This window comes from Catenovulum agarivorans YM01, assembly GCF_000281085.1.
Classification (GTDB): Bacteria; Pseudomonadota; Gammaproteobacteria; order Enterobacterales; family Alteromonadaceae; genus Catenovulum; species Catenovulum agarivorans.
In genome coordinates this window covers 55,811-77,605 of sequence record NZ_AJWM01000041.1, presented here as the reverse complement: position 1 = coordinate 77,605, position 21,795 = coordinate 55,811, and the positions used below count along the sequence as shown (strand labels likewise).

The following is a 21,795-nucleotide window of genomic DNA, read 5'->3' as shown; positions in this document are numbered from 1 at the left end:
TCATCTGGATTAACTAACGTCAGAATGAAATCAAAACTAACATTTTTGATAGAATTTATCTATTAACAGATAAATTTGTTTGATTGGCAGCACAAGCTATGATCTATTAGCATAACCACAGGATTAATTTTTTAGCGATTTAAAGCACGCGCATATGCCAAAAGTAGTTGAAGAAATTGCAGCAGCTATCAGCATCAATCAAGTTAATTACGCCGTTATGATGATAACGCCGGACAACATTGAAGATTTTGTTGTCGGTTTTTTATTTAGTGAAAGCTTAATTGACCACGCCCATAATGTGCACGATATCGAATTTGACCCCCACCCGCTTGGGCTTAATATCAATATAAAGTTATCGAATAGATGCATGCATACGCTAGCGGTAAAACAACGTTCATTAAAAGGTACGTCTGGGTGTGGTATTTGTGGTAGCCAAGCGTTGGAATATGCCTTTCCGGATATAGCCGAACTTGCTAGCAGCACACCCTATACAATTGCCCAACCCCAACAATTTAAACAAGCTTTAAAACGACATCAGTTAAAAGCGCAAGCGTCGGGTGCATTGCATGCCGCTTTTTGGTTGGACCAAGACAACCAAGTACTTGCTTGTCGTGAAGATATTGGCCGTCACAATGCGCTGGATAAAATAATTGGCGTGATTAAAAAACAAAAATGTACCAATAAAGAGCTGACTCAACATGCGTTATTGGTCACCAGCCGTTGCAGTGCTGAGCTTATTCAAAAAGCAGTAAAAATAGCTGTACCAACATTAATTAGTTTGGCATCCCCTAGCACACTTGCCATTCGTTTGGCCGAACAATACAAATTGAATTTAATTCATATTCCCAAACGTGATGACTTAATTTATTACCCAGCAAAACAGCCGTCCATCAGCGAGAGAATAATAACAAATGACCTCTAAATTACCGAAAAAAGCAGGTGGTTTGCCATCGGTTCAGTCAACCATTAAACATTTGCTGCAAAGCCATCGCACACGTGAAAATATAAAAAACTTATTACGTGTTAATCAAACCGATGGTTTTGATTGCCCTGGCTGTGCTTGGGGTGATAACCAGCATGGTACTTTCCAATTTTGTGAAAATGGCGCCAAAGCGATTGCTTGGGAATCAACCGACAAGTTAGTGGATGCTGAATTTTTTAAAACCCATAGTGTGTCGCAACTGTTAAAACAATCTGATTATTGGCTTGAATACCAAGGCAGGCTAGCTGAGCCGATGCGCTATAATGCAAAAAATGATCATTACCAAAGCATTAGCTGGCAAGATGCATTTAAACTAATTGGCGATAAACTCAATAGTTTAACCGATCCAAACCAGCTTGAACTTTATACCTCAGGACGAGCGAGCAACGAAGCGGCTTATTTATATCAATTATTCGGGCGTTTATTCGGCACCAATAATTTCCCAGATTGTTCGAATATGTGCCATGAAGCCAGCGGTGTTGCCCTAACCCAATCAGTTGGCATAGGTAAAGGCACTGTAGTGTTAGACGATTTTGACCATGCCAATGCCATTTTTGTTTTTGGGCAAAACCCAGGAACAAATCATCCAAGAATGATGAATGCACTGCGTAAAGCATCAAAACAAGGCTGCAATATCGTCACTTTTAATAACTTAAAAGAAGTTGCATTAAAAAAGTTTGCCAGCCCTCAAGACCCAACAGAGTTATTAACCCCTGCTGCAACACAAATAAGTCATTTATATCTGTCACCTAAATTAGGTGGGGATATGGCTGCTATTCGGGGTATGGTAAAAACCCTAGTTGAAAGTTACCCGAGTAAAATCAATCAAACCTTTGTACAGCAACATACTAAAGGTTTGGATGATTACTTAGCTATTGTTAACACCACCTCATGGCAACACATAGAACAACAGTCGGGTTTAACTCAAAATGAACTTACCCAAGCAGCCAAGGTATTTATTGAAAGTGACAAGGTTATTAGTTGTTGGGCTATGGGTTTAACCCAACATACCCATTCAGTTGATACCATTCGAGAAGTGGTTAATTTACATTTGTTAACTGGACAAATTGGTAAAAAAGGCGCGGGTTTATGCCCGGTTCGTGGCCATAGCAATGTGCAAGGCAACCGCACTATGGGCATTAACGAAAAACCGACTGCAGCTTTTATCCAAGCTTTAGAGCAAACACTCAAGGTGCAACTCCCCTACGCAGCTGGGCATAATGTTTATCATGCTCTAAATGCCCTTCAGCAAAAACAAAGTAAAGTATTAATCTGTTTGGGTGGCAACTTAGCCCAAGCGGCTTCTGATAGTCAATTTACCCATCAAGCAATTAAAAATGCGCAGTTGAATGTACAAATCAGCACCAAACTTAATCGAAGCCATTTATTAGTCGGTGAAGATGCATTGATATTGCCATGTTTAGGCAGAACGGAAAAAGACCAACAACAAAGCGGCTTACAAAAGATAACGGTAGAAGATACCTTCAGTATGGTGCATGCCTCACAAGGTATGACAGAGCCAGTTTCGCCGCACTGTATGTCGGAAACCGCGATAGTTGCGCACATTGCACATGCGACTTGCCCAGATAAATTTAACTGGCTCGAACTAAAAGATGACTACAGAAAAATTAGACAACTTATTGCCCAAACTATTGCTGGTTTTGAACAATTTAATCAAAAAATTGAACAACCAGCAGGTTTTCATTTAACTAACTCTGCAGCAGAGCTTAGATGGAATACTGCGAGCAAACTGGCTAATTTTAATGCGGCCAAGTTACCTAACAGTGTATTGGCCGACTGTTATTCAAATATGCAGCAAACAATGGGTGATGCTAAAAACATTACTTTTGTACTGCAAAGTATGCGTTCACACGACCAATACAATACAACCATTTACGCGTTAAATGACAGATATAGAGGCATTAGTGGTGAACGTAATGTGTTATTGATAAATAAAGACGATGCAAAACAACTTAATTTAGCCGAAGGCGAGCACGTAGATATCAGCTCTGTGTGTGATCAAGGGATCAGCAGAGAAATTAAAGCGTTTAAACTGGTTTATTACGATATCCCGCGTGGAAACCTAGCGGCTTATTACCCAGAAACCAACCCATTATTGGCAATTGACAGTGTTGGCAGGGCTTCGTTTACTCCAACGAGTAAATCTATTCCTGTAACGATTAGAGTAACATCTCAGAAGAGATTAAGGGTTAAACAAATATAAATAAACAATTTCCCAAACAAAACATTGTATACAATAAACATTAAAAAGATTCCAAAAAAAACATATCTATGATACTTTGGCCTTGTTATACAGTTTGGTTTATATTGCAAAGAGTCATTTAAGAGAATGTTAAGAATGTCACAACCTGAAAGAAACGCTTTGTTTTACGCTTTTATTGTTTCAATAGGCGGTTTTATTTTTGGCCTAGATATCATGCTAATTTCTGGCACCTTTCAATATACGACGGTTGAGTTTGGTTTATCCGCAATTGAAAAAGGCAACATTGCTGCAGCGCCAAATTATGGTGCTTTATTGGCATTATTAGTTGCTGGTTATTTTTGTGAACGCTTCGGCCGCAAAAAAACCTTAATGATAATAGCGGGTTTGTACGTAGTTTCAGCGATAGGCTCAGCATTTGCGCCAAGTTATTTTTGGTTGTTTTTCGCCCGCTTAATCGGTGGACTCGCATTTACCTCGCTCAGCTTAGCTTCAATGTACATAGGTGAAATCGCCCCAGCTAAAATGCGTGGCAAACTAGTTGGTTTAAATCAGCTCAATATAGTATTTGGTATTCTTGCAGCCACTATTTTAAATTATTACCTAGTGCAAACTGTTGGCACGCAAAGCGAATGGGCAAGCTCTATTGGTTTGAATGAAGGTAACGTATGGCGCTGGATGTTGGGCTTGGAAATTTTACCTGCGTTAATTTGGTTAGCTTTATTAACCATTATTCCAGAAAGCCCTCGCTGGTTAATGCTGAACAACAAAAAACAACAATCGCTTGATGTTATTAAAAAACTAGTTCCAGCAGCCGAAGTAGACGCTGAATATCAACAAATCAAACAACATTTAAATACTACAGAGCACAGCCTGAGTTACATAGAGCAGATAAAATGCTTGTTTAGCAAAAGTATGCGCCTAGCTTTATTAATAGGTGTATTTATGGCCATTATTCAATCTTTATCTGGTATGAATGCGATTTTGGCGTTTATGCCTATGATATTCCAACAAGTTGGTGGTGGTGACTCGGCATTTTTACAATCAATTTGGGTGAGCTTAATTGGTACTGTGTTTACCGTGTTAGCCCTGGTATTAATTGATAAGTTAGGTCGTCGCAAGATACTACTAGGTGGTTTGTTTACTTGTGTTGTTAGTTTAAGTTTAGTCGCTTATGGCTTTTTCAACGCAGTGTACCTTATTGAAAGCAGTACAATTGAACAGTTAGCTTTAACGCATCCTCAATTTAACAGCCAGCTCTTGCAACCTATGCTTGATCAAGCTTTTTATAGCGATATCGAATTTAAAGCAGCGGTAATTAACTTAATCGGACAAAGCCAATTCTCATTGTTAGAAACAGATTTGTTGTTACTCACTACGGATATGCCAGGCGAGCTAGTTTTATTAGGGATCATCACCTTTGTATGTGCATATAACTTTTCACTTGGGCCTATTTTGTGGATTTTGTTTTCCGAGATATTCCCAACTAAAGTGCGTGCAGTGGCGATTACCTCTAGTGCCTTAGTTGCGACCATATTTGGCGGCATTATTGTTCCGACTTTCTTTCCTTGGCAAATTGAGAATTTGGGTGCGAGTTTAACCTTTTTTGCGTATGCGGGCTTTTGTATAGTCGGTTTAGCGATTATGGCGAAAATAACCCCAGAAACCAAAGGAAAAACAATTGAAGAAATTGAAGATTTAATTTCAATAGAAAACGACGACTCACCAGCAAAACATTCAAGTATTAAACAAGCTAATTCGTTTAATTAGTTTTCGTGTAGCTGCCTTTTAAATTAGTTTGTTTGCCGCAATAAAGGCGGCTACACACCTCTTTAGCTTGGTAAATTAGTAGCCAAGTTGCTTAGCGATTTTATCTGCCGTGATTACCAATTCATTTTTAATATCAAGCATACTGCTTGTTTGGTCAGTTTTATTTTTTAATACTGATACCGCCAACGCAGCAACCACTTTACCTTCTGGCTCACCTATTAATACAGCGACGTCACAAATACCGTCAGTAATTGAGTTATCTGCCAACAAATAACCGTGTGCGCGAATGGTATTTAATTCTGAAAATAAGATATTTTGGTTTGATTTAGTCAATTTAGAAAAGCTTTTTTCACGCTGTAAAATCATATCGCGTACTTCATCATTACTATTGGCCAACAATACTTTACCTGAGGTTGTTGTCATAGTTGGAAATAATGAACCTTCAGCTATGTTAACTGACACAGGTACTTGGCTGCGTGCTTGGATAATGACCATAGTTTGGCTTTGATAAAGCATGCTCAAATAACAAGATTGCCCAATACGCACAGCTAAGTCTTCCATTTGTGGCAAAGCGACTTGACGCAATTGATCAATTGGCGAAATGGAGCGCGACAAATTATACAACTTTAACGACAGTTGATAGCGGCCTGACAATTCGTCACGTACTAAATATCCGCGCGCTTCAAGTCCAACCAATACTCGGTAAATTTCGTTAGCACTACGCCCAACACCTTGGGCTATTTCAGCTTGTGATCTTGGTAACTCTTGGCTAACTAAGTACTCCAAAATATCCAAACCTTTGTCTAAGGCTGGTACTGCATACTTATTTGTTTTGCTGGTACTGCCAGTCTTTCTTTCAACTGCTGTCAAAATTGTTGCCCTCAAGCATATTATTTGGCGCTTATATTAACATAGGAGCTTTAAAGCTTAGAGCCAATTCATACCGACATTTAACGAGCAACAAGGCTCTTGAAAGCAGCTTCAGTTACCTTGTTACAATTTTTTAAAATAATATGTGTCAACCTTACGCTTCCAAAACAATACTGTTAATAACTAACAACACTTATTTTGGAGTTTTGATGAAGCTAGATTCAATAAAACCATTAGCATTAACTATTTTTATCCTAGCCTGCAGTGCCTGTAGCAACTCATTACCAACACAAGCCACGGATTCGTTATTGATAGACTTTGAAAACGACACAGACAAAAAATTAATTTTGTTGGAAAATGCTCAAGCAAAATTGCAATCTAATGCAAATGGGCAATCCTTAGTTATTAAGCTCGCCTCGACAGACCATCACGATGCGTCTTTTACCATACAGCCAGCTAAACCTTGGGACTTTAGCCAATATCAAAATGCAGCTATTGCACTAGATATTAAAAACCCCAGTTCATCTTCAACCCATGTGTATATTTACACTTACGATACACACAATGCATTTCAACTACGTAATGTAGTAATACCAGCCAATAGTAACAACAGCTATTTAATTGAGCTAAAAAGCTTGGGCTTGCAAGTTAACTCAGGTATTCGCAATAACCCACCAAGTTGGCAACATGATTATGTGCACACTATTTGGCGCGGTGGAGTTAAACAGCCTGACATTGGCGCTATCAGTAAAATAAAATTTTTAGTCTCAGGTGTACTCGAAAATAAAACGTTAGAAATTGACAACATAAAACTGGTTGAGCCTAAACAATTTGATGAGAACTTTTTAACTGGCATAGTGGATAAATTTGGCCAAAACGCCAAACAAGAATTTGAACGCAAAGTCCATTCTGTAGAAGAGCTACAAGCTTTTAGTCAGCAAGAGCAACAAACTCTAGTCGACCACCCACTGCCTTCTCGCTCAAAATTTAATGGCTGGGCTGACGGCCCCAAACTAAAAGCGACGGGTTTTTATCGCACTGAAAAATATCAAGGTAAATGGTCTATTGTCGATCCTGAAGGCTATTTGTTTTTCTCAAATGGCATCGCCAATATCCGCATGGCCAATACTTCCACCATCACAGGTTATGACTTTGACAAAAAATTCATCAAACAAAGAGACCCACAAGACTATACGCCTGAAGACTCCATTGGCTTAAACCGTGCGCCTGATAGCGCAATTGCCTCTCGCCACGTAAGTTCCGCTATCCGCGCAAATATGTTTACTTGGTTACCCAGCTATCAAAGCGAAGAAGCGGCAAGTTTTGGCTACCGGCGTGAAGTCCACACTGGTGCAATTGAGCACGGTGAAACCTATAGTTTTTATCGCGCTAATTTAGCGCGTAAATACCAAACCAATGACGAAGCGCTTTTGATGGAAAAATGGCGCGACACCACAATTAAACGTATGCATACCTGGGGATTCACCTCTTTTGGTAACTGGGTAGACCCAAGCTATTACCAGCTCAACCGCCTACCCTATTTTGCCAATGGTTGGATAATTGGCGACTTTAAAACAGTCAGCTCAGGCAATGACTATTGGGGCGCAATGCCTGACGTATTTGATCCTGTATTTGCACAAAAAGCAGAAGTAACCGTTAAACAAATCGCGAATGAAGTACAAAATAACCCTTGGTGTGTAGGCGTATTTATCGACAATGAAAAAAGTTGGGGATCAGAATGGGGACCAACCGCACAATACGGCATAGTCATCAACGCACTAACTAAACAAGCATCAGAAAGTCCAATTAAACAAAGTTTTGTCACTGAGCTAAAACAGCGTTATGCCAGCATCAGTCAATTAAATAGCGCTTGGCAGAGTAATTTTACTTCTTGGCAACAACTTGAAGCGCCTTATACCGTTGATGTTATTTCAGACGCAATGCAGCAAGATTTTTCTGCGCTTTTATACCACTACGCAAACAAATACTTCAGCATAGTCGCCAATTTACTTGAGCAACATATGCCAAACCATATGTACATGGGGCCAAGGTTTGCCCACTGGGCAATGACACCTGAAGTTAGAAAAGCCGCAGCAAAATGGGTTGATGTAATGAGCTACAACTACTACAGAGAAGGTATAGACCAACCATATTGGGATATATTAACCGAGCTAGACATGCCAAGCATTATTGGTGAATTTCACAACGGTTCAATGGACTCAGGTTTATTTAATCCAGGGCTGATTCATGCAACCAACCAAGCCGACCGCGGCAAAAAATATCAAGAGTACATGTACAGCGTAATCGACAACCCTTACTTTGTCGGCGCACACTGGTTTCAATATATAGACTCTCCTTTGACAGGCCGTGCCTACGATGGCGAAAACTACAACGTCGGTTTTGTAAATGTTGCGGATGTTCCATATCAGCCTTTGGTAGATGCAGCTAAAGAAGTCAATCAAACAATCTACACGCGACGGTTTAAATAATTATGTTTAATAAAATACTCAAAGCTAAACCGATTTTAGCGGTTGCAAGCTTAATGCTATTGAGTGCGTGCAACTTAACTTCAGCACCTGTATACCCAACAAGCGATGCTTTAGACAACAATTTCAAAAACAACCATTACTCAGAAAAAGTATCTCTGGCAGGACAATGGCAATTTCAAATTGATCCTTATAAAAATGGCAATAAACAGCAATGGTGGAAAACCAGTACAAATACACAAAATTGGGACCAAATAGCCGTACCTGGTGTGTGGGACGTATACGACCAATACGCCAATTACATGGGCGATGCTTGGTATCGAACCGAATTCAAAGGCAGTAAACATTGGCAAACACAGCAAGTGCGTTTGGTATTTGACAGTGTTTACAACGATTCAGAAGTTTGGTTAAACGGTGTTTATTTAGGTGCCAACAAACTGGGTTTTATGGCTTTTGAATTTGATATTTCCAAACACTTAAAACCAGAGCAAAACAATACCTTAGTTGTAAAGGTAAACAACCGATTTAGGCGTGGTGCAGTATGGAATTGGGGTGGCATTCGCCGTCCAGTATACCTTGATATTCGTCCTAAAACGCATATTGAAAAAGTCTATGTAACGGCTCAACCCAATTTATCCAGCGGCAGCGCCAACATAAAGTTAGAAACCTTTCTAGCTAACTTAGATGACAAACAAATCAACGCAACCATTGAGCATAAATTATTACGCAATGGCCAAGTTGTTGCTGTTTATAACGATATACCAAGCGTTACAATAGCTGAGAATAATCAGCAAAAACTAACGGCATCGTATACGTTAGAGCCTAACAAAGTTGCGCTATGGCACTTTAATAGCCCAAATCTTTACCATATTGAAACAACGCTGCGTATCAACAAGCAAATAATCCATCAACATAAAGATAGATTTGGCATTCGCACTGTGGAAGTAAAAGAGCGTAAGTTATTTCTAAACGGCGAACAAGTACGGTTGGTTGGACTTAACATGGTACCAGAAGACAGATTTGATGGTAACGCCCTGCCACTTTCGCGCATTAAAGAAGATGTTGATTTATTAAAATCTTTAAATGCTAATTTTGCTCGTCTGTCAGGCCCTGCACTACCAAAAGAATACTTAGACTATCTAGATGAAGTTGGTTTTTTAGTGGTTGAAGAAGTTGCCTTATGGGGCAAAGATGCGTTAGTTGACCCAGACCATCCATTGCCAAAACAATGGTTAGAGCGATTGGTTTCAGACAACTACAATCACCCATCTGTTATTGCGCGTAGTGTTGGCAATGAAATTGGCGATTTAAACAAAAACCCCAAAGTGCTTGAATATGTGGAAAGCGCAATTGCCCATGCAAAAGCGTTAGATCCGACGCGACTAGCTGTGTACATCTCTTATTCAGCTGACTACCAGAAAAATGATCCGTCAAAGTTTTCTGAAATTGTCATGTTTAATAAATATGGTAAACATGAAGAACGCTTGCAGGTAGTTGATTCATACCACCCTGACAAACCAATATTTTTCTCAGAAATTGGCACAGCACTAGATGGGGTTGACCCAAATGAATCTGTGTTAGATGTTGAAGCCTTGATGGGGCCTTTGCGTAAATATCCATACTTAATTGGCACATCGCATTTCGCGTTTAGCGACTACCGTAGTACTTGGTACGACGAAAAACCATCGTGGACGACTGACTTTTCACAGAACCGAGCTTGGGGTGTATTAACCTCGTATCGCAATAAAAAGCGCTCGTTTGCCAAGTTACAAAATTTCTATTCACCATTAGAAAAATTTGAACTAGACACCAGCGGTAAATTCCCCAAAATCAAACTGACATCACGCTCGTTAAATAGTTTCCCATCTTACACTATGTCTGGCTATCGACTTATTTGGCAAGCACTCAACCGTAAAGGTGACACTATGCAAATTGGCCAACTGCCCATTGCTACTTTATCGCCAGGACAAAGTGCCCCAGTATTTGAAGTGCCGTATTTCGGAGACTACGCGAAACTTCAAGTTAGCTTAATTGACTCAGCAGGGTATGTTGCACAGCAGATCTCGCACGATAAACAAGTGCCGCTTAGTAGCGAAATTAAAGCTTATTTCACTTCCTTGGATACAATCCGAGTTGTCTATAACCGCTCAGCACTAGCGAACGAATATCAATTGGTTGCAATAGGTCCTAAAGGTGAAAAAATTCTGGGAAAACCAACCATCAATCATTTTGCCGAAGTCAGCGGTTTACAACCACAAACCGAATACACATTGCACCTATATGCACTTAATGATGCAGGTCGTGGCCAGGCCAATAAAAAGCAGCTAAAAGTAGAAACTGCGCCAAACGAATTGCCACCGATAATTTGGGCAACCGAAGGCAAGTTAGACGCATTTCATATTGGTTTTTCTGTTGCACGTAACGATTTCGCATTTGAAGTGCAATATGGTTTAAGTCCAGGCGAATATACCCACAAACATTTAGTGCAAACTAAAGGAGCAACGCGCATACCGGCTATTGAGCAAGGGAAAGACCATTATTTTAAATTTAGACGTTTAATTACCGGCACAATAGACAGTGATTGGAGCGAAGAACACAAAGTGGTACTCCAAAGTCCTTCTGGCTTACTTCCACCGAGTGATGCGGCAGCAATTGCCACAATAAAAGGCTACGTGTTGAAACTAACGCCGATTCGTGGGGCAACGGGTTACTGTATAACAGCTAAAGATGCGAAAGGTAAAAGGTTTGAATTAAACACAAGGTTAGCCTATTCAAACTTTATTAACCTAGAAGATCCTCGGCTTGTACAAGCAACTGATTTACAAATAGCTACTTTAGATGCTCAGCAAAAACCGGGTCAATTTGCATCGGTTAGTGTCAATCGGTAATCGGCTATTGCCTATTTTGGGAGTGTAGGTGAACTCGCCTGCACTCTTAATCAATAGTTGTTGAGGCTATCACACAGACCAATATAGCATTTACAATTTAAATGTTATTTGTTTACAATGATCAAAAATCATACTAAACAAATAACATCAACCTTAAATTGTATCGTGCAAACGAAGAGTGCAAATATGAAACTAGAACAATTAGACTTTAGCGTATTTATCGCATACGTTATCGGCCTGCTCTGCATAGCCCTATGGATATCAAAAAATGATCATAAGGGAGAACGAAATACCGAAGATTATTTCCTCGCGAGTAAATCTCTACCTTGGTGGGCGATCGGTGCTTCACTGATTGCCGCAAATATCTCTGCCGAACAGATAATTGGTATGTCGGGCTCAGGTTTTGCAATCGGCTTAGCAATTGCTTCTTACGAATGGATGGCAGCAATTACGTTAATTTTGGTCGGAAAATATCTGATCCCGATATTTTTAAAAAACCAAATTTATACCATGCCGCAGTATTTAGAGAAACGCTTTGACTCCAGAGTGAAAACAATTCTTGCCCTATTCTGGTTAGCTGTATTTGTTTTTGTCAATTTAACATCAGTTTTATGGTTAGGCGGACTCGCGATACACACAGTGGCGGGTGTCGACTGGATGTTCGGCATGATATTTTTAGCTCTATTTTCTATTGCATACTCACTTTATGGGGGGTTAAAAGCCGTTGCTTATACCGATATTATCCAAGTTGTTTTGCTAATTTTTGGCGGATTACTATTAAGTTATTTGGCACTTGAAGCCATTGCTGATGGTAATGGCGTATTAGACGGATTTAATATTTTAACTGAAACTATCCCTGGGCACTTTGATATGATTTTGTCGCCAGACAATCCTAACTACATGAGTTTACCTGGTATCTCTGTATTAGTTGGTGGCTTATGGGTAATGAATGTAGGTTATTGGGGATTTAACCAATATATTATTCAGCGCGCTTTAGCGGCTAAAAATATTAACGAGGCGCAAAAAGGCATTGCTTTTGCGGCCTATTTAAAACTGCTGATGCCTGTCATTGTCGTGCTACCTGGCATAGCTGCAGTGATTTTGTATCCAGATATTGCTAAGCCAGATCAAGCGTACCCCTCACTGATGGGGCTCATGCCTGTCGGTATAAAAGGTTTGGTATTTGCAGCGCTCATTGCCGCCATTGTCTCGTCGCTCGCGTCCATGACCAATAGTATTTCAACCATATTTACCATGGATATTTATCGCAACTTAAAACCAAATAAAACCCAACGTCATTACGTACACATAGGGCGCATCACTACGCTGTTAGCTTTGAGTATAGCCTTGATAACTGCAGAGCCCTTATTAGGTAAATTTGACCAAGCTTTCCAATATATTCAAGAATTTACCGGATTATTCTCACCAGGCATAACGGCTATATTTATTATGGGAATGTTTTGGAAACGCACTACATCTGAAGGTGCAATTGCCGCTGCAATTGGCTCTGCAATATTCTCGGTTGGTTTTAAATTTTTATGGCCAGAACTGCCATTTATGGATCGCATCGGCATTGTTTTTATTCTATGTATCCTACTATCTATCGCAGTTTCATACTTGAACAAGACCCCAGAAAATGACCACTCTGTGGCAATTAATCCAACTGATTTCACTACAGATACAAGTTTTAATCTAGCAGCTCTAGGCTGTATGTTAGTGCTGGTAACTATTTACGCGACTTGGTGGTAACATGATACTCGCTCTGTCTGTCGGTTCGGCATTTCAGAGCGAGTGTATGATACAAAGTGAGGTTAGTTATTTGCTTCAAATAAGTTATTTTTCATCAATTGGCGGATTTGTTGTTGCTCTAGTGCAGCATCAAACACGTATAACTCATCTACCGCACCGCGAAAGAATTTATCTTTTTCATGTGCAGCTGTGTAACCAATGTTTCGCCCTAATGCCAAAGGTCGTGAGTTATTTTGGCTTGTTTTGGTATTTACTTTAGCAACTGATTTTCCGTTGGTTTTTTCTAATTCACCATCTACGTACATAAGTACATGAGTTGATATATCTGACGCTTCTCCGCCATACAAGACTACTGCTACGTGATGCCATTGCCCATCTCGCAAATCACGCGTACCAACCACTTGTGCATTGTAAGTACCAATGCGCAGTGCACCAATTGGGCCATTTTGTGGGAACGGATTGGGTGATATTTGCCATGCTGAATAAAACTCCTGTGTGCCCCAACTAACAATACCAAATACTTCATGCCTGCCGATATCTTGTGGCACTTTTACCCAAAAACTAACTGTGCGTGGTGCATCACCAGAAATACCTGGAAATTCTGTTTCTAACCAATTGCTGCGGCCATCTAAGGTTATTGCATTGGCAAATACACCTGCTACTTGGTTTATTTGTCCGGCTTGGGTTTTGTCATATGCAGGGTAATGTTGCCCTGCCATGCCTTTGCCACTAGAGGCAAATTGCCCATGCTCAATTTGGTCAAAAGACCAATGCAAATAATCAGGATTAACCGCTGATTTACCCGGCAAAGCTCGCATAAACAAATGTGGGCTACTTTGAATGATTTGTATTTTTTCATCCAAACTAAAAGAAAGTGCTTGGTCTTTTTTTAGCATTTTAAAAGCTTGTTGTTTTGATGCACGCGCTTTTACTTCGCCATCCAATACATGCACTTGGCTTTCACCTTGCTCATTTACATCAACCGCAAATTCAGTGCCTAAATCAATTATTTCGGAGCTTGGGGTGTCTACCCTAAAACCGATTGCTTGCGGCGGTACTTTGGCAACCAATTTACCTTTTTCTAAAATCACCAAATTTTCTGAGCGAATGTTCAATTGAATGGGCGCTTCTAAAACCAATATCACACCATTGTCCATTACAACTTCACTGTAACCTTGCTCTAAAGAAATTTTACCTTTGTGCAGGCGTTTACCCAAAGAAAGCTCACTTGTTTCTGATAAAGCAGCCACTTTAGTCACCACGGCTAAGTTGTTTTGCATTGAAACTAAGCTACTGATAAAAAACAGCATAACAATAGCTGCCACGCTGGCCGCAAACGCCATTTGTGATTTAAACCAAGGACGAATCACTTTAGTTTTAGCCGCTGGTTGTTTAACTGACTGCTGCTGGCTAATTCGCTGCATGACTGAATCAACCGTTTGGTGGTTTTGTGTGTCTAACGCAAGCTGAATTAATCTGTCAGTGCCAACTAGTTTTGCTAATGCTTGTTTAACTTCAGGATGATTACGGCATTCGTATAGCAGCGCATCGGTTACCTCTTCACCCGCTAAATACGCGGCAATTAATCGACGTTGTTCTTTACTCAAGCTATTTGATTGATTCATTAACAATACTCCTTGAGATTTTTTTCTATGCAGTCTCGCAATTTCTCTCGTATACGAAACATACGCATGGTCATAGCCGAATGGCGCATCCCATGTTTTTTAGTAAGCTCGGCAATTGAAAACCCTTGTTTATAATGCTGATTAACCAGCTCATGCGTTTTTTCATTTAACTGAGTCATACAATCTTTAAGTGCTGCAACGCTCGCTACTTCTTGCCCTTGAGAATAATCGGTATCAAGTTGCTGGTTAATTATCATTTCTAGCTCGGCATGGCTGCCAACACTTATGGGTTTATGCTTGCGTAGGTAATTTCTAAGCAAGTTAATGGCAATACCACGCAGCCACGCTTCTACTGGGCGGCTTTCATCAAATTCATTTAATTTATTAAACGCAAGAATAAAGGTTTCTTGGGTTAAATCTTCAGCCTCAGATGGCTCATGCAAACGCATACGCAAACAGGCACGAACGCTACTTTGGTAGCGTTCTACAATAGTTGCATAAGCCTGCATGTCGCCATTGCGCGCTTGTAAAATTAAATGACTATCGTCTTGCATTTAGCTAGTGGATCTCTATTTGAAATAAACTCGCTGGTACCAAATCGCTTGGCTGGTCAAATTCAAACACAAGTTCATCTACTTGAATTGCTTGCGCTAACTTATGTTTATTAACAGTTTGATAATTTCCAACCACTTCAAGCAAAATACTGCCATCAGCCTGTTTTACCCGATAATTTTGCACACAGTACGGCATTTCACTTTCTGGATGCTGCATTAATACTGTTTCTAACGCATGGTCTGCATCTGTATCAAAGAATAGAGTTATTTGGCTGATTTTGACAGGCTCAGGCCAGCAAAACTTAACTTGAGGCTGTTTGTCTTTAAAACTTGCTGCCCAAGCATTGCTTTGTTTCCACGGGCGCAGATAACCATTTGTTATATGTGACAACGGGTGTAGTTTGAGTACTGGTTCAAATTGCAAAGCTAAATTTTGCCCTTTTGGTCTACGCTCTGGCGTCCAAAATTCAAAACTCTCTATTCCTGACTCTACAGGCATAGTTTGTTTACCCGTATTAGATACCGCCTTGTGCACCTTGTTAAATACGGGCATGAAACCTGTAACTAATTGCTCAGATATAGCCAGTGCTACCGCAGCATTTGGGTAAAACGTGACAAAACCATACTGAGCGGCAATTTCTACACTAGAAAAATCAAGTGTGATTGTTTGTTCACCGGCAACTAGGTTTAGCTCTATGGTTTTTAAGTCAATTTCTGGGGTGTAATTTTCAGCTTTTACACTGACTCTTAAAGCAACTTTTAACTGAGTTTCAGTTTGTGCTTTAACTTGCAGTTTCATTACAGGTGCCATGCCTTGATTAAACGGCATAAGCTGGGCGCAAGCTTGCGTTAAAGGTATATATTCTCCACTTGGCAATAATTGTTTTAATTCAAGTTCGCTGCTCGCAGAGATACGCGCGTGTTTGGCCAAATTAGTTTGCTGCGCTAAAGGCACATTCGGTATGCCATGACCGAACAAATTCAGTTGATGTTGCAAACTTTGCATCTGTTCTGGGTTTAACATGCTTTTAGGGCTAATATTATTTTGTTTGCACAATGCAGCGGCAGTACCAACAGCTTGACCACCATGAGCACAAGTTATCATAACTCGGCTTGAGCCGTAGGCCATATGGCTAGCACTGATATTACGCCCAGCAAAAAATAAATTATCTATGTCTTTGCTAATAAAACAACGATATGGAATTTGATAAACGCCTTTGGAGTGAAATTGCGAACAGGCTGGTTTATTACTATAAATGCCTTCTGATGGATGAATATCAATCGCCCAGCCACCATAAGAAACAGCATCAGCAAACTGAGATTGTTCAACTATATCTTGTTGTTTAAGCATATATTCACCGTTAAAACGGCGACTTTCGCGTTTACCCGGTACTGTACCTATCCATTCTAAAGTTAGGTTTTCAACATCTTCAAATTTGCCGCTGTTTTTAATGTAATCCCAAATGCCGTAAACAATTTTCCATAATTCCCACTTAATTTCTTCAGTTTGCGTAATGGTGTTGTGTATACCGCCATATTCAACCCACCAAAATTTAATGCCTGAATCACTGCCTTGAATATTTTTAGAGCGTGGAATTGCGCCAATTTGTTCATGTGTATAGGCAAATTTTGGGGCGGTATATTTAACTGGATGATCTAGCTTTTTACTGTAAAAAAACAGGGTATGCCCTAACAGTTGATCGCTTGCTTGCTCTGGTGCAAGTTGTTCGCCAAATTCATCACGCGATTCAGCACCAATCCTGAAACTTGCCCCCGCATTAAAAGCAACTAAACCATCACCCGTTGCATCACAAAACAACGGGGCTGAAACTGTGTATTCAGTTGAATTTTGACTACAAAAAGCAACAACACTGGCAATTTTACGCTCCGTAGATTTATTCACCTGGTAAACGGCGGTATTAAGCAGTAATTGAATGTTCGGCTCTGCCGCGACCTTATCTAACAACACAGCATCAAATATTATTGGATTACCGTCTTTGTTAACCTTTAGGTTTTCCAACATAATTTCGTCAATAATTCCGCCTTCACGCGACCATCTATTATTGTTGCCCATATGCGAGGTTGCGCCTAATGCCCAAACACGTACTTCGCTAGACGCATTACCACCTAATACTGGCCTGTCTTGAATTAATACAACTTTACTGCCATTGCGCGCTGCAGCAATTGCAGCACACACACCGGCAAGCCCACCACCCACCACCACAAAATCTGTAGTAATCTGTAGTTTGCTATTGGTTCTTGTTTGTGGGCTAAAACTTTCTACTAACATGCATTTTTACTCTTTTGTTCACTCTTTTGTTTACCCTCTTGGGCAGCTTGTTGACGCTGTATTTTTTGCTTTTCAGATAACCCTTGGGCGAAATAAACACTTGGATGATGGATAACATCGGTTTCTTTCATATCTGTGTAATTGCCGTTTTGAGTTAAATTGCAGTCGAACCTGCCTAAAAAGCTATGTTTAGTGCTTGGGTCGGTTTTGTCACAAAAATGCGATAAGCCCCACTCTATCCCTTGGCCATTTTCAGTATTGCTAAAGGCATCGGCCACATATGGCCCTGCCGCAACAGGCATGAGCGAGGTAACAGACGCTATGGAAAAATTAACCCCATCCGGTGCAAATTGAATGGTATTGTTTTCGTTACCATTACGAATAGCCAAAGCTGCTATGCCATGTTTAAACGGAAAATAAGTAGTTTCGTGCCCTGAGTTGAGCACAGGGTTTAATGGATGTTTATTAAAAGGCCCCATTGGGTTATCAGCAATCGCCAGCCCATTCGCGACTAAATATTCAGGCCTGTCGCCAAAAGCAGCTTTGTAATATAAGTGGATTTTTCCTTGGTAGACCAATAAGTATGGATCGTGTATTGAAAATTGATCCCAACTGCCTACAGGGCCATTTTCCACCACAATTTTATTGCAAGGAGTCCATGGACCATCAGGGCTGTCAGCAGACGACAAAGTAACAGGACAATGATCACCTTTTATGCCACTGGCTTGCATAAAAGCTTGATAATACAAATAGTATTTACCTTGCCACACTAAAATATCGGGTGTAGAAACCGAGCGCCAACCAGGCAGTGGTTTAGCTGGGCGTTTAATGGCACAACCTTGCTCTTGCCAACTAAAACCATCTTGACTGGTTGCATACCAAATTTCGGCTAAATCCCAATCGGTTGAAGGTATGCTGTCACTACACTTTTCTGGCCCTTTTGGTGGTGTTTGGGTGTCGCGCTTGGTATACCACACATAGTACAAGCCATTTACTCGAATAATTTTTGATGGATCGCGACGCGACACTGTGCCGTCGCCATCTCGATAATCAAAACCTTGTAGTTGAGTATATTTAAAACTACTGAACAAACTATTATCTTCTGGCCGCGGCGTTTGATATTCATCGTACATACGCGCCATCGCTTTGCTTAACGGCCTATCTGGTTTAGCTTGTGGTATATCCCATGGAAAGGCAGATGGAAAATCAGTTTTCTTAGGCTTGTTCATACACACCTTCTACATCAGCAGTTTTATTTTTATAAATCAACCAAGCACCGATTAGCGTTACTATGCTGGCCATTACAGCAACAATCAAGTTGCCTTTTTCGGCTAAAATAGCCAAACAAATTAAGATGAGCCCAGTAAACAAAATGCCAAAACCTATCACTTGATTACCCTTGGTATTTGCAGCTTTGTTGCTGTCAGAATCTGTGTTTGCAGTTTCTTTTTCAGCTTGTTGTTTTAAGCTTTCTAGTTGTTTGTACTGTGCATACCTTGGCGCAACTTGTTTAGTTGCTCGGTAATACAATTCAAACAAACCAAGCAAAATAACCGGAGTGGTTACGCCTAATAACATTTCTTCTGCTCTACTTAATGACAGTTCAAACAACCAAGGGCTGATAAACTTAAAATATGCGTTAATCGATAAGGTTAAAATTGATGTGGTTAGAATTGAAAAGCCACATTGATATTTTGAAAACAACAACCAAATAGGCGGCAAAAACAATGCGCCACCAGTCAGTGCTGCCATGGTCATAACCACTTCAACTACACCACCCATATAAGGCACTAACAGTGCTATTGTTATGGTGACAAGCCCTAACAACACTGTGGTTAATCGGCCAATTTTAACTAATTTCGATTCGGTTAGTTTTGGATATAACGGCTTAATGACATCGTTAGTAATGACACCTGCCGTAATATTGAGGGCTGTGTTAAATGAGCTTGAGGTCGCGAATATCATGCCACCTAGCATTAACCCCAGCATGCCAATAGGTAACACCTCTTTACACATGAGTAAGTAAGCACCTTCATTATCAGCAGCTGCAATATCTGGATTAAGCACGCGATAAACCATAGGGGCTAGCATCCAAATAACTGGGCTAATTAGATACAAACCACCGAATAACCAACCGACTTTTTTCGCATCTTGCGGCGTGGCAACACAGGTATATCTTTGAATATATGCCCAATTGCCCGCGATAAAAAATAAGTTATACAAGGCAAATGCGGCGATAAATCCCCAAGTATATTCACCGCCCGTTAAGCTAAAAAAGTTTTCCGGCGCTTTGTTAATAAAGTTACTAATGCCGCCAATTTCTTGCAACGCCAAAGGTACGACCACAAGCACTGCGGCAGTCAGTACCACAAATTGCAAAATGTCAGTAACAATAACCGCCCACAAACCACCAACCGCGGTATACAGTAAAATTAATAAACCTAACCCGATAATGGTATTGGTTATGGGCAAGCCAGTTGATACTTCAACAATTTTCGCAACTGGGTATAAAAATGTGCCTGTTGAAAACGTCGCTATGGTTAAAAATATGCTTGTATAAACTTTTTTAACGCGCTCACCTAAACGTTCACTAATATATTCAGCAGCCGTTAATACGCGTGTTTTTTGCCATTTTGGCGCAATAAAAAAGCCTATAACCACACCTGCTAAACACATAGTCCATTGAATAGTTACCGCGACCCAACCATGCTGATAAGCAATAGAGCCCCAAACAACAAATGTACCTGCCGAAAAGAAACTCATAAAAAGTGACAAGCCACTCATCCACCACGGCAAAGCACCGCCGGCAGAAAAATAACTTTTCATATTTTTGCCCGAACCCGCAAAGCTGATGCCGCAACCAACCACCAGCAGGGTAAATATAATAATGACTGTTATATCAACTGAACTCATAACCAACACTCGCTTTATGGTTTACGTTGATAATATCGAACCCAGTCAATTTGCATGGCTGTTCCGTCAATAGCATCTGTTACTGGGCCAGCAATTTCTGCTTTTAAAATAGCTAAGCTAAACAGCAAAGTTTGTTCGCTGAAACACACATCGTTACGCATGGTGTGGTATAGCTCACCATCAAAATAAAACTTGAAGTAGTTTTCATCCCACTCGAGGCCATAGGTGTGGTATTGCTCACCAAAGTTGGCTACATCCGCAGCGTTATAACTTGTTAATTCAACCCAGTCAGTGCCGTTGTGATATTCAATGACATAATCACCCATTAAGTTGCGGTAAAAACCTTTTGAGTCGCCATACTCTTGCAGCCAACCATTTACAAATTGGATCGCGCCAATTTCCTTCGCTGTATTCCACTCAAGCTGTAGCCATTTTTTCCCATGTTTTTCTGATACCCAACGAGTGTCTAACTTGTTATCAATCGCAAATGTTTCTTTCGACGGCAACTTGTCGAACACGCCATTGGTGGTGAGTTTAGTGTCTGCTGCCAAAGCATGATTTAACGTGTTATCTGTCAGCTCTGCTGTTGGGGCAGAATAACCAGTTGAAGATGGCGCAAGCGCTCTAAATTCTGAAATATGAATAGACGCAGGGTTATGCGAAGTTAAGCGAATTTTATTTGTTTTAACTGGCATTTTTAAGATGATGTTGTGATCGGGTTTGCCTAGCAAGGTCCAATGTTTTTGATTCGAATCATGCGTTACCCGACCATTGGGTAAAGTGTAGGTATCTGTCCAATTATGCACATTGGTGTTGATAATATTTGGGAAATGGCCTTCGTTTATATCAATTTCGCAGGCTTTTTGTCCGTCTTTAACACCTTGTCTTGGCCAAAACCAAAATGAGTTATTGGTACCATAAGCCGCAGCGTATTTGTATCTAGCTTCAAAATATCCATAGCCAAAAGTGCGTTTAGTCCAAACATTCCCGGTAGTCCAATCTTGTCCACCTCGGCTTTCTTTTTTCGCTTTTAAATGTAATACACCATCTTTCACTACAGCATTTTCACGCCAACGACTGCTGAGTACCCATGGGTTTTCGGTTGGACCGTTTTGTGAAAGCCAATTTTCATCTAATTTCTCGTCCATGTAATTAAATTCGTCTTGCCAAGCGAGCTGCCACTTAGACATATCAATGCTTTTAGCGCCTTTAAAAGCTTGTGACTGCTGCGTTTTTTCTTGAATATTTGCACACGCGTTTAAGCCTGAGCTTGCCAATAGCACCGCCAGCACGGCTTTTGTTGTTAACTTCATACTATCGCCTTTATTAGTTGTTTTTTGGTTATAGGGCCTGTTGAATTTTCGTGGACAAATTTTGTTCTAACTAAATGCTTTTTAATCCAGGCGCAGCATTGAAGGCCTAATGGATTAAGTCAAAATGCTGCAAA

13 protein-coding genes are annotated in these 21,795 nt (G+C 40.4%); 6 read left to right on the top strand and 7 right to left on the bottom strand.

Features of this window, described 5'->3' with window-relative positions; translation table 11 throughout:
• Positions 1-154: 154 nt before the first annotated feature.
• From fdhD to WSC_RS0100225, 3 genes are all read left to right on the top strand, one after another.
• Positions 155-922 (top strand): formate dehydrogenase accessory sulfurtransferase FdhD, encoded by a 768-nt coding sequence (gene fdhD, locus WSC_RS0100235; RefSeq protein ID WP_016953898.1) that lies wholly within the window; start codon positions 155-157, stop codon positions 920-922.
• Entirely contained in the window at positions 912-3,206 is a 2,295-nt protein-coding gene (locus tag WSC_RS0100230) for an FdhF/YdeP family oxidoreductase (protein ID WP_016953897.1), read from the top strand. Before fdhD ends, WSC_RS0100230 begins: the two co-directional genes overlap by 11 nt.
• 135 nt (positions 3,207-3,341) lie before the next feature.
• Positions 3,342-4,973 carry an MFS transporter gene (locus WSC_RS0100225; RefSeq protein ID WP_016953896.1) on the top strand — a complete coding sequence of 544 codons (1,632 nt, stop codon included), beginning with the start codon at positions 3,342-3,344 and terminating at the stop codon, positions 4,971-4,973.
• A 75-nt stretch (positions 4,974-5,048) separates the two neighbouring features.
• Here the strand turns inward: WSC_RS0100225 and WSC_RS0100220 are convergent, their stop codons facing one another.
• Positions 5,049-5,843: an IclR family transcriptional regulator gene (locus WSC_RS0100220; protein WP_016953895.1), complete on the bottom strand. Its 795-nt coding sequence runs from the start codon at positions 5,841-5,843 to the stop codon at positions 5,049-5,051.
• A gap of 209 nt (positions 5,844-6,052) precedes the next feature.
• Between WSC_RS0100220 and WSC_RS0100215 the strand changes: the two genes are divergently transcribed.
• From WSC_RS0100215 to WSC_RS0100205, 3 genes are all read left to right on the top strand, one after another.
• Entirely contained in the window at positions 6,053-8,332 is a 2,280-nt protein-coding gene (locus WSC_RS0100215; RefSeq protein ID WP_016953894.1) for a beta-galactosidase, read from the top strand.
• A gap of 2 nt (positions 8,333-8,334) precedes the next feature.
• On the top strand, positions 8,335-11,217 hold the full coding sequence (locus WSC_RS0100210) for a glycoside hydrolase family 2 protein (RefSeq protein ID WP_016953893.1): 2,883 nt from the start codon (positions 8,335-8,337) through the stop codon (positions 11,215-11,217).
• Positions 11,218-11,403: 186 nt separating this feature from the next.
• Positions 11,404-12,966, top strand: coding sequence for a sodium/sugar symporter (locus WSC_RS0100205; RefSeq protein WP_016953892.1), 1,563 nt, complete (start codon positions 11,404-11,406; stop codon positions 12,964-12,966).
• Between the two features lie 62 nt (positions 12,967-13,028).
• Here WSC_RS0100205 and WSC_RS0100200 read toward each other — a convergent pair whose 3' ends face one another.
• Genes WSC_RS0100200 through WSC_RS0100175 form a run of 6 tightly spaced genes read right to left on the bottom strand, consistent with a single transcriptional unit; the run spans position 13,029 to position 21,661 of the window.
• A complete protein-coding gene (locus tag WSC_RS0100200) occupies positions 13,029-14,591 on the bottom strand; it encodes a LamG-like jellyroll fold domain-containing protein (RefSeq protein ID WP_016953891.1) in 1,563 nt (520 codons plus the stop codon).
• Positions 14,591-15,145: an RNA polymerase sigma factor gene (locus tag WSC_RS21425; RefSeq protein WP_016953890.1), complete on the bottom strand. Its 555-nt coding sequence runs from the start codon at positions 15,143-15,145 to the stop codon at positions 14,591-14,593. Before WSC_RS21425 ends, WSC_RS0100200 begins: the two co-directional genes overlap by 1 nt.
• Positions 15,146-15,149: 4 nt before the next feature.
• Positions 15,150-17,435: an FAD-dependent oxidoreductase gene (locus WSC_RS0100190; protein WP_016953889.1), complete on the bottom strand. Its 2,286-nt coding sequence runs from the start codon at positions 17,433-17,435 to the stop codon at positions 15,150-15,152.
• On the bottom strand, positions 17,429-18,664 hold the full coding sequence (locus WSC_RS24770; protein WP_016953888.1) for a glycoside hydrolase family 117 protein: 1,236 nt from the start codon (positions 18,662-18,664) through the stop codon (positions 17,429-17,431). The genes WSC_RS0100190 and WSC_RS24770 overlap by 7 nt, the downstream gene beginning before the upstream one ends.
• Complete coding sequence (locus tag WSC_RS24765; protein ID WP_016953887.1) at positions 18,651-20,348, bottom strand: sodium:solute symporter family protein; 1,698 nt, start codon at positions 20,346-20,348, stop codon at positions 18,651-18,653. The genes WSC_RS24770 and WSC_RS24765 overlap by 14 nt, the downstream gene beginning before the upstream one ends.
• A 14-nt stretch (positions 20,349-20,362) precedes the next feature.
• Positions 20,363-21,661 carry a family 16 glycosylhydrolase gene (locus tag WSC_RS0100175; protein WP_016953886.1) on the bottom strand — a complete coding sequence of 433 codons (1,299 nt, stop codon included), beginning with the start codon at positions 21,659-21,661 and terminating at the stop codon, positions 20,363-20,365.
• Positions 21,662-21,795: the final 134 nt, after the last annotated feature.

Excerpts from the sequence above, each read along its gene's own strand:
- fdhD (WP_016953898.1), top strand. The coding sequence starts at position 155 with ATGCCAAAAGTAGTTGAAGAAATTGCAGCAGCTATCAGCATCAATCAA.
- WSC_RS0100230 (WP_016953897.1), top strand. The coding sequence starts at position 912 with ATGACCTCTAAATTACCGAAAAAAGCAGGTGGTTTGCCATCGGTTCAG.
- WSC_RS0100225 (WP_016953896.1), top strand. The coding sequence starts at position 3,342 with ATGTCACAACCTGAAAGAAACGCTTTGTTTTACGCTTTTATTGTTTCA.
- WSC_RS0100215 (WP_016953894.1), top strand. The coding sequence starts at position 6,053 with ATGAAGCTAGATTCAATAAAACCATTAGCATTAACTATTTTTATCCTA.
- WSC_RS0100210 (WP_016953893.1), top strand. The coding sequence starts at position 8,335 with ATGTTTAATAAAATACTCAAAGCTAAACCGATTTTAGCGGTTGCAAGC.
- WSC_RS0100205 (WP_016953892.1), top strand. The coding sequence starts at position 11,404 with ATGAAACTAGAACAATTAGACTTTAGCGTATTTATCGCATACGTTATC.
- WSC_RS0100200 (WP_016953891.1), bottom strand. The coding sequence starts at position 14,591 with ATGAATCAATCAAATAGCTTGAGTAAAGAACAACGTCGATTAATTGCC.
- WSC_RS21425 (WP_016953890.1), bottom strand. The coding sequence starts at position 15,145 with ATGCAAGACGATAGTCATTTAATTTTACAAGCGCGCAATGGCGACATG.
- WSC_RS0100190 (WP_016953889.1), bottom strand. The coding sequence starts at position 17,435 with ATGTTAGTAGAAAGTTTTAGCCCACAAACAAGAACCAATAGCAAACTA.
- WSC_RS24770 (WP_016953888.1), bottom strand. The coding sequence starts at position 18,664 with ATGAACAAGCCTAAGAAAACTGATTTTCCATCTGCCTTTCCATGGGAT.
- WSC_RS24765 (WP_016953887.1), bottom strand. The coding sequence starts at position 20,348 with ATGAGTTCAGTTGATATAACAGTCATTATTATATTTACCCTGCTGGTG.
- WSC_RS0100175 (WP_016953886.1), bottom strand. The coding sequence starts at position 21,661 with ATGAAGTTAACAACAAAAGCCGTGCTGGCGGTGCTATTGGCAAGCTCA.